At 67.3% G+C, this 10448-nt stretch carries 9 protein-coding genes and 1 pseudogene; 2 read left to right on the top strand and 8 right to left on the bottom strand.

Features of this window, described 5'->3' with window-relative positions; translation table 11 throughout:
• The 4 genes and pseudogenes from NS4_RS31855 to NS4_RS30570 form a co-directional block, all read right to left on the bottom strand.
• Nucleotides 1-197, bottom strand: a pseudogene (locus NS4_RS31855) (biotin carboxylase N-terminal domain-containing protein); the annotation flags it as partial.
• Between the two features lie 60 nt (nt 198-257).
• Nucleotides 258-2240, bottom strand: coding sequence for an acetoacetate--CoA ligase (locus NS4_RS30580; protein ID WP_063062944.1), 1983 nt, complete (start codon nt 2238-2240; stop codon nt 258-260).
• Between the two features lie 71 nt (nt 2241-2311).
• Nucleotides 2312-3145, bottom strand: coding sequence for a mycofactocin-coupled SDR family oxidoreductase (locus tag NS4_RS30575; RefSeq protein ID WP_063062943.1), 834 nt, complete (start codon nt 3143-3145; stop codon nt 2312-2314).
• 188 nt (nt 3146-3333) lie between these two features.
• Nucleotides 3334-4245, bottom strand: coding sequence for a LysR substrate-binding domain-containing protein (locus NS4_RS30570; RefSeq protein ID WP_169811837.1), 912 nt, complete (start codon nt 4243-4245; stop codon nt 3334-3336).
• A 116-nt stretch (nt 4246-4361) separates the two neighbouring features.
• On the opposite strand from NS4_RS30570, the gene NS4_RS30565 reads away from it, so the two are divergent.
• Both NS4_RS30565 and NS4_RS30560 read left to right on the top strand, forming a co-directional pair.
• Nucleotides 4362-5378 (top strand): dihydrodipicolinate synthase family protein, encoded by a 1017-nt coding sequence (locus tag NS4_RS30565; RefSeq protein ID WP_063062941.1) that lies wholly within the window; start codon nt 4362-4364, stop codon nt 5376-5378.
• 52 nt (nt 5379-5430) lie between these two features.
• On the top strand, nt 5431-5631 hold the full coding sequence (locus NS4_RS30560) for a hypothetical protein (RefSeq protein ID WP_063062940.1): 201 nt from the start codon (nt 5431-5433) through the stop codon (nt 5629-5631).
• A gap of 156 nt (nt 5632-5787) precedes the next feature.
• Here the strand turns inward: NS4_RS30560 and NS4_RS30555 are convergent, their stop codons facing one another.
• The 4 genes from NS4_RS30555 to NS4_RS30540 form a co-directional block, all read right to left on the bottom strand.
• The gene (locus NS4_RS30555) at nt 5788-6678 is read right to left on the bottom strand and encodes a fumarylacetoacetate hydrolase family protein (RefSeq protein WP_063062939.1); all 891 of its coding nucleotides are present in this window, start codon (nt 6676-6678) and stop codon (nt 5788-5790) included.
• A 74-nt stretch (nt 6679-6752) separates the two neighbouring features.
• Nucleotides 6753-8339 (bottom strand): bifunctional 3-(3-hydroxy-phenyl)propionate/3-hydroxycinnamic acid hydroxylase, encoded by a 1587-nt coding sequence (locus NS4_RS30550; RefSeq protein ID WP_063062938.1) that lies wholly within the window; start codon nt 8337-8339, stop codon nt 6753-6755.
• Nucleotides 8336-9235, bottom strand: a complete 900-nt coding sequence (locus NS4_RS30545) for a VOC family protein (RefSeq protein WP_169811836.1) — start codon at nt 9233-9235, stop codon at nt 8336-8338. Before NS4_RS30545 ends, NS4_RS30550 begins: the two co-directional genes overlap by 4 nt.
• Nucleotides 9236-9341: 106 nt before the next feature.
• Nucleotides 9342-10298 carry an amidohydrolase family protein gene (locus NS4_RS30540; RefSeq protein ID WP_063062936.1) on the bottom strand — a complete coding sequence of 319 codons (957 nt, stop codon included), beginning with the start codon at nt 10296-10298 and terminating at the stop codon, nt 9342-9344.
• Between the last annotated feature and the right edge of the window lie 150 nt (nt 10299-10448).

Below are 10448 nucleotides of genomic sequence, written 5' to 3'. Positions count from 1 at the left end.
GCCCCCGACGCCGAGGTAGATGCGCACCGGGTGCCCGGCTTCACCGATCTTGTAGGCCTCGTCGGCCTTCAGCCGATGTGGAGAGTTTGCGATCCTCGTACGGGAACTGCCACTGTCGCCGCGCCCAGCTCGTAAGCGGCGCAGAACGCGCGGATCGCTATCTCGCCCCGCTTGGCGACGAGAACCTTCGAGGACATCGGACATCCCTTCGAGATGAGGTGCAGAAATCGGGTGGACAGCCGTAGCGGCATCAGCTGTTACGGAGTCCGTCCCGCGGCCTGGAATCGGGCGAAGTAGTGCAGGGCTTCGACGTTGTCGACGGTGTCGGAGCCGATGATGCGGTTCACGTCCGCGCCCTGCACGATGCGTTTGACCGGGATCTCGACCTTCTTCCCGGTCCGCGTATGCGGGATAGCGGGAACAGCGATGATGTCGTCGGGCACATGCCGCGGTGACGCCTTCGTACGGATCAGGTCGTTGATCCGACCACGCAGAACCTCATCGAGTGTCTCACCAGCGGCGAGCACCACGAACAGCGGCATCCAATACCCACCCCCGCCGAGCTCGGCACCGACCACCAGCGCCTCGTCGACCTCGGGCATGCTCTCCACGACCTCATAGATATCGGCGCTGCCCAACCGCACACCCTGCCTGTTCAGCGTCGCATCCGAACGCCCCGAGATCACCACCGAGCCACGCTCGGTCACCGTGACCCAGTCACCGTGGCGCCACACCCCCGGATACACCCCGAAATACGCCTCCCGATACCGGGACCCATCCGGATCGTTCCAGAAGAACACCGGCATCGACGGCATCGGCCGGGTCACCACCAACTCCCCCACCTCACCCACCACCGGCTCACCATCACCATCCCACGCCTGCAACGCCACCCCCAGCAGCGGCGCGGAGATCTCCCCCGCCCACACCGGCGTACTCGGAGCACTACCCGCGAAACCACTGACCACATCGGTACCCCCGGTCACCGACGCCACCTGCACACCGGCACCGACATGATCCCGCACCCAGAAATAGGACTGCTCCGGCAACGGCGCACCGGTCGACCCCACGATCCGCAACCCACCCAGATCGAGATCACGGCCCGGCTCGAGCCCGGCTTTGGCGCAGCCGAGCAGATAGCCGGGACTCACGCCCAAAACTCCGACCCGATACTTCGCGGCGATCTCCCACAACCGCCCCGGCCCCGGGAAACCCGGGCTCCCGTCGTAACAGACGATCGTCGCACCGAGCAGAAGCCCCGACACGACCATATTCCACATCATCCAATTGGTCGTGGTGTACCAGAAGAAACGATCACCGGCCCGCACATCGTTGTGCAACCCCAGCAACTTGTGATGATCGAGCACCACACCACCATGACCGTGCACGATCCCCTTCGGCACACCCGTGGTCCCCGACGAATACAACACCCACAACGGATCATCGAACTCCACGCGAGTGAACTCGAGCACCGCCTCCCCCGCCACGACATCGTCCCACGCATACGCATCACTCACACCCGCACCGGCTCCCAGAATCGGGACACCCACAACAGCCCGCACCGTCGGCAACGACTCACGCAACGCCGAGACCTCGCCGCCACGATCGTGGGACTTGCCGTTCCACGAATACCCGTCCGCGGCGAAGAGCACGACGGGATCGAGCTGCGCGAACCGCGCGGCCGCACCCGCGGCCCCGTAATCCTGACCACACGCCGACCACACCGCGCCGATACTCGCCGTCGCGAGAAACGCGACCACCGTGTGCGCGGTATTCGGCAGGTAACCCACCACGCGATCACCACGCCCCACCCCCTGGGCACGCAACCATCGCGCGACCGCCCCCACCTGACGACGCAACTCGTCCCACCCGAGCTCGGTCTCGGTCCCGTCCTCACCCACAGCGACGACCGCCGGACCCGGACCGGAATGCCGCAGGGCGTGCTCGGCATAATTCAACCGGGCACCGGGAAACCAGCGCGCGCCCGGCATCACCTCACCGACGACCGGCCGTTCGGGCTCCCCCTCAGCGATGATGTCGAAGAAATCCCACACCGCAGCCCAGAACTCGCCGAGGTGCTCGATCGAATAGCGCCACAGATCCTGATAGCCGGCGAAACCGACCCCACTGCGCTCACGGACGAATTCACCGAACTCACCGATACGAGAACCGGCGACATCATCCGGCCGCGGAACCCACACCGGTTCCCGGGAAGAGTCGTGGCCCGAGGCCGAAGTAGTCATTGTCTAGTGTTCCTCACCTGGCAAACGAGTTGTGCGAGGGCGCCATGCGCCCACTGCTCGGCCGGACGGAATCACTTCACCCCGTTGCCCGCGTCGATCGGCAGGGTGACGCCGGTCACGTACCTGGCCTCGTCGGAGGCGAGCCAGACGATGGCGTCCGTGACGTCGGCGGGCTCCACCCAGGGGATGCCGAGCAGCGTCGTGGACCGCAGGATGGGCTCCACGTCCTCGACCGTGGGGGACTCGAGATCCGGCCGGAATGCCCGGTAGAGGTCGTCCGTGAAGATCATGTCGGTACCGACCGAGGTCGGGTGCACCGAGTTCACCCGGATCCCCTGCGCCCCCAGCTCCAACGCGAGGGTGCGCATGAGGCCGACCATGCCCGCTTTGGCGGCGACGTAGCCCACCAATCCGGGAACGGCCTTCAGCCCGATCGCCGAACTCGTCAGGACGATCGAACCGCCACGTCCGCCTGCCAGCATCGCCGGGATCGCGGCCTTGGTGGTCCGCCAGACTCCGCCGAGATCGATGTCGATTGTCGCCTGCCAGTCGGCTTCCGTCCACTGCCAGGACGGCACGATCGACGGCATGATGCCCGCGTTCGCGCAGACGATATCCAGGAAGCCGAAGGTGTCGACGCCCTCGGCGACGGCGGCGTCGAGCGCCGCCTGATCCCGGACGTCCGCCTGCTTGGCAATGATCTTGCCGCCGGCCTTCTCGACCAGCGCGACGGTCTCGGCCAGGTCCTCCTTGGTCGCCATCGAGTACGGGGCCACGTCGACATCGGTCAGGCTGTCGACGCCGATGATGGAGGCGCCCTCCTCGGCCATCCGGACGGCGTGAGACCGTCCCTGACCCCGGGCGACACCCGTGATGAACGCTACTTTGCCTGCCAGGCGGCTCATTCGAACTCCGTTCCACATCGGTAATATAATAATGTTTGTGGTGGTGGTCACTGAATGATCAGGGCAATCAGGGGACCTGTCAAGCCCTCGCGAAGGTTTCTCCCGCCGCCGCTGCCCATCCGCCGCCAGAAGGAGCCGCTCGGCGACCGAACCGGCGAAGGCGACCGCCGGCCGGCGTTCCGGCCGGCCTACGCGATCGGCTCGCGCCGGGCCGCTTCGCGCAATTCGCCCATCAACCAGTCGACGGCAGGATCCGTACGCCGAAGCGGACTCCGGACCATATCGATGCCGAAACCGGGCAGCGGCATCGGCGGCGCCACGATCCGCAGCCCGTTCCCGGCGGCCAGCCGACGGGCGATCGTGGTCTGCACACAACCGACCAGCGGCGTACCCGCGATGAGGTGGAACAGTGACCAGAAGTCATCGCCGACGACCGACGATCGGGACGGACCGCCGATCGACGCGAGCGCGAGTTCGGCGTGAGTGCGCAGCCCGTCGGAGGCGTACACGACGCGGGGAAACTCGGCCAGTTCGTCGATGGAGACCCGGTCGCCGACGAGCCGGTTGTCCGCGCTGACGACCAGCGACCAGGTCTCGTCGTAGAGACGCTCGCGGGCATGCTCGGTGGGGACCACTTCCGGCAGGAGCACCAGATCCACATCCGGGCGGTCCAGAATCGAGTCGACATCGCGGATGAGATTCACGATCGCGAACGAAACGTGGAGCCGCGCCGCGACCGCGCGCGCGATCACGGGTCGCACCGCGGCATAGACCGTCGCACCCGACGCGCCGATGACGAACCGGCGCGCACTCGATGCCGGATCGAAGCGCCGGCTCCGGAGAATTTCCACGTCGATGATGCGGAGGACGTCGTCGATCGTCTCCCGGACCATCTCGGCCCGGGGTGTGAGCGTGTACCCGGACTTCGACCGCGTCAGCAACTCGTCGCCGAGTGCGTGCCGCGCGCGCCGCAGCGCGTTGCTCATCGCCGGCTGGGTGATGCCGACCTGCGCGGCCGCCCGCGTGACGTGCCGTTCCCGGAGCAGCGCCTGCAGCGGAACCAGCAGATTCAGATCGAGATTGGCGAGCCGACTGTCCACGATTCCCATCATACATTCCGTGAATATCTGAACATCTCGATTATCTTTTGGACTACTGACGAGGGTGTCGGGTTGCATGTGATCGACAACACTTTCCTTCCACCCATGGAGATTCCGTGTCTTCCCACGTCCCTTTCAAGAATCTGTTCATCACCCCCGTCCTCCCCTTCGGGCCCGACGGAGCGCCGGACTGGGAGGATTACCGCAGGCTGCTCCGCGTCTTCCTGACCCCGGCGAACATCGAGGCGGGGGTGGCGATCATCGCCAACCCCGAAGCCGGGGAGCTCTACACGCTCGACCGCGAGGAACGGAACGAGGTCGTCCGGGTCGTTCTCGACGAGGTGGCGGGGCGCACCCCGGTCCTGGCAGGCGTCGTGCACGTGACCACCGCGGGCTACGTCGAATGCGCGGCGGACGCAGCCGAACTCGGCGTCGACGGCCTGTTCGTCTTTCCACCGATCGGGGCCGGTGACATCACCCTGGCGTGGAATCCCGACGCCTACCCGGAGGTGTTCATCGACATTCTCAAGGCCATCGCCGCGGAGGTCGATCTACCACAGGTCCTGCATCCTGTCGGGCGCGTGACCCAGCAGTTCGGCCCCGGGCTCGGGGCCGGCATCACCCGCCGGATCATCGAAGAGGTCCCGCAGGTGGTGGGCTGGAAGATGACCTACAACTACGACGGGTACCGAGCTATCACCCGCGTCATCCGCGCCGCGGACCGCGAGGTCGGGATCTACTCGGCGCTGGCCGTGTACATGCACGAGAATCTCGCCGACGGTGCGTTCGACGGAACCAGTTCCGGCGCCTTCAACTACGCCATCGAGCCGATGATCCAGCACATCGAGGCCTGGCGCGCCGGAGACGTCGTGCGCGCCACCGAGATCTGGCACTCCGGCCTCTCCGCGCTGCACGAGTACATCTTCGCCGACTACGGCCGCCTGCACATCCGCTACAAGGTCGCCACCTGGCTGCGGGGATTCATCGAGAACCCGCTCATGCGGGCTCCGATGCCCCGCCCCCACAAGTTCGAGATCCGTGAGATCCGCCGGCTCCTGGCGGACACCGGTCTCTCGGTTCGATCCGATGCCGAGATCGCCGAAGCCCTGGCCCGCAATATCACCGCAGGCTGAACCAGGTCGTGCCCCGGACGCTCGGCGCCGGGGCACTCGCAGGAGAGTGGAAATGGACGTGCATCATTCGCACTGGCGTTTCGCGGTGGCATGGACGTGGTGGTTCACCGTGCGGGCCCTCGAGGAGATCGGCCGGACCACCATCGCCTGCCTGGCGATCGTGCCCGACGACGTTCCCGACGGCCGACGGCCCGTCTGGTGGCGCGAAGAGTGCGCCGATATCGCCGACATCGAGGCCTACGCCAATCAGTGAGTGCACGGCGGGCCGCACCGGCCCGCCGTGCAGGGCTCCTGCCCGGTCCCCCTGCGGACCGGGCAGGAGCCCTGCGCGTCAACATCGAATTCGTACAGTTCGCAGCCGCTGACGGATGTGCCCGGGCCGCACACAGGCGCCCCGGGCACACGCGCGTCAGACCAGTGCCGGTCCGGCGTAGCGGGGACCGACGAACTTCGACCGGATGGATCCCACGCCCTCGATCCAGCTGACCAGCTCGTCGCCGACCTCGAGAAAGCGCGGTGGGGTACGGGTCGCACCGACGCCGGAAGGGGTACCGGTGAAGATCAGGTCGCCCGGGTAGAGCGGTACGATCTGCGACAGCCAGGAGACCAGGGCGGCTACCCCGAACACCATCCCCCCCGTCCGATCCTGCTGCACGACCTCGCCGTTGATCGAGCAGCCGATGGCCAGGTCATTCGGGTCCGGCAGCTCGTCGGGGGTCACCAGCACCGGGCCGGTCGGCCCGAAGCCGGGGAAGGACTTCCCGAGGCCGAACTGCGGCGCGGGGCCGGAGTGCTGGAGGGTCCGCTCGGACAGATCCTGTCCCACGGTCAGGCCGGCCACGACAGCCCATGCCTGGTCCTCGTCGATTCGGTAGGCGTGGCTTCCGATGACGACGGCGAGTTCGACCTCCCAGTCCACCCCGCCGCGCGGAAGCTCGGTGGTCTGATCGCCGCCGACGATGCACGACGCGTACTTGGTGAACACGAGCGGCTGCCCGGGCAGATCCATCCCGGCCTCCGCGATGTGCCCGCGGTAGTTGAGGCCGACGGCGAACACCTGCCTGGGGCGGGGGCTCGGCGCACCCAGCTCCGAGACGGTGCCCAGCCACGCCGCCTGATCGGCTTCGCTCATACTCCCGGTGCCCGCGTGTTCGGCGTCCACCCAGGCACGGAACTCCGCCCAGCGTTCGAGCACGGCGACCGGACCGGGCCCGAACTCGCCGGCGCTCGCCTCGTTGACATCGATCGGGCCGGACTTCGTCAGCAGCACTGCGCGTCCGTTGTTATTGGCAATTCTCATGCCGAACCTGACTTTCCTCGGTGGGATGGGTAACGCGGATCGCCCGCCCGGGCCCCGCGGGCGCGGACGGCGCTCTAGATCGACGCCGGATGTTCCGCGGTCGCGCGATCCTCGTGGTGGTGAACCCGTGCGGAGAACTCGTCCAGGAGCACGGCGAGCTGACCCCGGTCGCCGGCGGATCCGAACACGTAGCGATCGGGGCGTACCAGGACCGCGACACAGTTCCGTTCCCGGAACCACGCCTCGTAGATCCCGTCGATATCCGCCACGGGTGTGACACCGTCGGTCCGGGGCCCGGTCGCGGTCGCGGGAGACAGGATCGGAACCCCGGCACCCGCCCAGTCCGCGGCCGTTGCCCCCGCGAGCACCGACGGATCGGTGACGATCAGCACGAATCCGGGGCCTGCCAGGTCGTCCAGACGCTGCCGAGCTCCGTCTTCCGAGCGAACGACCGCCTGCGGGAACAGCTCTCCGCGCGCGGCGTCCGCACCCCTCGAACTCAGGAAGCCGTTCTCATAGGCGGGAGAGACGAACGCCGCGGGGCGGACGTTCATCGAGTCACCACTCAACAGCTCCGCATCGCGCGCCGCCGCCGCCGCCACATCCCGAATGGTCTGGATTCGACCGAGCTCGACGGCCTTGAGCGTGATCCCCCGGACGTGCGGGGCGCGTTCGGGCTGATACGTCGACAGCAGGGACTCGTCACTTCGACCGGACAGGACCAGGTCGAGCTTCCACGCGAGGTTGTGCGCGTCGCGGATACCCGAGCACATCCCCTGCCCCAGGAACGGGGGCATCTGGTGCGCCGCGTCCCCCGCCAGGAAGATGCGGCCCCGGCCCCAGGTCACGGCCACGCGCGAGTCGAAGACGTAGGGGGCGATCCGAATGAGTTCCGCGTCATCGGGACCGATCCAGCGCGAAACCTTGCGCCAGACCTCCTCCGCGGAGACCTCCCCCGCGGCCTTGGGATCGTCGATCATGAACGAGAAGCGGTGGTGATCGAGGCCGATGGACACGATGGAGGTCGGCTGCTCGGGGTCGCCCAGCTGCTGGGCATTCGGCAGGTCGACGGCGCGCTTCAGTTCGAAGTCGCAGACCAGCCACGGCTGCCGGAATCCGAGATCGTCGAGCGCGATGCCGAGCAGCTCGCGCACCGTGCTGTTGCCACCGTCACAGGCGATGACATACGGCGCCGAGAAGGCGCGGCTGTTCCCGGCGGCGGTCACCGCGGTGACCGTGGCCTGCCGCTCGTCCTGCTCGACCCCGGTGACCCGGTGGCCACCGAGCACTCGAATGCGGCCGGTGCCCCGGCACAGGCGGTCCAGGCACTCCTCGAGTCGCGGCTGGAACATCATCAGGCCCTGCGGCCATCCCGAAACCCCGCGCTCGGCGAAGAGATGCCGGATGAGCACCCGGCCCTCGGCATTGCACCAGTCGTACTCGACCTGGACCCTCGTGCCCCGCATGACCTCGTCGGCGATGCCGAGCTTCTGGAACAACCGCATCGTCTCGTCGTCGAACGTGGCCGCCCTCGGCAGATTGAACAGCCCGTCGAAGCGTTCCAGCACCACCACGTCGTGGCCGCTCTGCGCCAGCAGCGCCGAGAGCGCCATTCCGGTCGGACCGTAGCCGATCACGATCACATCGGGACGGGAACTCATCGGCCGTCCGCCGTCAGGATCGGGGCAGGCATGGCCTCCGGGACCAGCGGACGCTCGGTCAGCGGCGGCGATGCCCACACGGCGACGGGGAGCCCCTCGCTCTCCGGCACCGGATCCCAGAAGGACGGCGAGTCGGCCAGCTCGTCCATTTCCGAGTAGTAGTACTCCGCGAACGCCCCCGCGGGGTCTTTGAGATACCAGAAGTAGTTGGCCGATGCCGCGTGCCTGCCCAGGCCCCAGGCATGCCGCTCCGGGTGGTTCTCGATCATCTGCGAGCCGCCGTAGCCGATCTCGTCGATACCGCGAACCTTCCACGCCGTGTGGTGCAGCAGGGTCATCGGCGCAGGCACGAGCACCAGGTTGTGGTGGTCGGTCTCGAACCGCATGAACGGGCCGCCGGTGACGTAGTCGCTCAGCCGCATGCCGATGCCGTCGAGGAAGAACCCCTTGGCCGCCTCGACATCCGTGCAACCGAGCACGACATGCCCCAGACGCAGCGGACGCACCGCTTCGCGCGGCACCAGGTCGGCCCGGTCCGCAGTCGTTCTCGGCGCGATGACCGGATCGGGCTCCAGCCGGTTGGCCACCAGGAACTCGAAGCGCAGGTTCGTGATCGGCTCGACCGCCGAGATCGCCGCGCCCTCGACGTCCACGGTGACACCACGCGATTCGAGCCGGGCCCGGATGCCGTGGATGTCGTCCTCGGAGTCGACTCCGAGGACGATCGCGTCGATGGCGGGCCGGGGACCTTCTCGCAAGAAGAGCTGATCGCCGCCGAGCACCGACGCGAATACTCCGGGAGCGGTCTCCTCGAGCCCGAACTGCCGGTAGAAGCGGCGCGCCGCCTCCAGATCCGGGACCTGCCTGCTCAGGCGAACCACGCGGTGCGCTACCACGGCAGCACTCCGCTCGTCCGCTGCACCGGGCAGCTGCCACCGGTTTTCACCATCACCATGTTCTTCCTCCACATCGCCGCGGTGCGAACGGATGAGTCGTGCGACGTCACGCGAGACGTGCTGCCAGGGCCGGGAACAGCGACAGCGTGGTATCGCGCATCGCCGCGAGCTGCTTGTCCGTCAGTACGCCGCCGGTGCGCAGGGCGTGCATGGTGCTATCGATCACGCCCGGGCTCGCCGGCGGGAAATCGGTCCCGAACACCACCTGGTCGGCTCCGGCGACCTCGAGCACGGGCAGGATGGACTCCGGGCCGCCTGCGATGGCGGTGTCGTAGTAGAGGCGCCGGATCTGCGCGCGGATGGATTCGGCCGTGACCGATTCGTCGTGCCGGACGAACGGCATCGTTCCGGCCGACGCGACACGCCCCGCCACGGTGGGCAGCGCACCGCCGCCGTGGGAAAGGATGACCCGCATGTCCGGGTACCGCTGGAACACTCCGGCGAAGATCGCATCGACGATCGTGCGCGCGGTGTCGAAGGTGAATTCCAGGACCGGGCCGGGGCGCCCGCACGCGACAGCGCGAAATCCCGCGGGATGAACGGGATGCACGAACACCGTGGCACGGCGGCGGTTCAGCTCCGCGAACGCGGCATCGAAGGAAGAATCGCCGAGGTAGCGCCCGTCGTAGTTCGTCGCGATCACGAAACCATCCGCCGACAATTCGGTGGCGGCATACTCGATCTCGGCCAGAGCGGCCGCGGAGTCCTGCATCGGCACGTTCGCCAGGAGGCCGAACCGCTGCGGATACTGCTGGACGACATCCGCGGCGAACTCGTTGTCGAAGCGGGCTTGCTCGGGCGGAAGAACGCTCGCCGACGAAAGCAGCTGCGTGGCGATTCCGCGATCGTCCATGAAGCGGAGCGCGTCCTCGACGCTCCATGACGAGGCGGGCGGCGCCACGAACAGGCTGGCCTCGAAGGAGTTCGGATCCACCTGGAGCGGCCCGCCGCCCGAGGAGAAGTGTCCGTGCACGTCGATGGAGCCCATCAGCGCGTTACTCATATCGCTTCCTTAATCGTGATGATCGACACACTGGGTGACCCAGGCCGTGCCAGCTATTGATATTACAATAATGCCGTTACATCACAACTTCAAGGGCCAGCGCAGTCTGGATCGCTTGATCAATGCTCAATTGGAAAGCGAGACACGATG

It is taken from the genome of Nocardia sienata NBRC 100364 (genome assembly GCF_001613205.1).
Lineage (GTDB): Bacteria > Actinomycetota > Actinomycetes > Mycobacteriales > Mycobacteriaceae > Nocardia > Nocardia sienata.
This window is presented reverse-complemented; position numbering and strand designations above follow the sequence as displayed.

Coding starts and splice junctions, on each gene's coding strand:
- NS4_RS30580 (WP_063062944.1), bottom strand. CDS start 2,240: ATGACTACTTCGGCCTCGGGCCACGACTCTTCCCGGGAACCGGTGTGG.
- NS4_RS30575 (WP_063062943.1), bottom strand. CDS start 3,145: ATGAGCCGCCTGGCAGGCAAAGTAGCGTTCATCACGGGTGTCGCCCGG.
- NS4_RS30560 (WP_063062940.1), top strand. CDS start 5,431: ATGGACGTGCATCATTCGCACTGGCGTTTCGCGGTGGCATGGACGTGG.
- NS4_RS30555 (WP_063062939.1), bottom strand. CDS start 6,678: ATGAGAATTGCCAATAACAACGGACGCGCAGTGCTGCTGACGAAGTCC.
- NS4_RS30550 (WP_063062938.1), bottom strand. CDS start 8,339: ATGAGTTCCCGTCCCGATGTGATCGTGATCGGCTACGGTCCGACCGGA.
- NS4_RS30540 (WP_063062936.1), bottom strand. CDS start 10,298: ATGAGTAACGCGCTGATGGGCTCCATCGACGTGCACGGACACTTCTCC.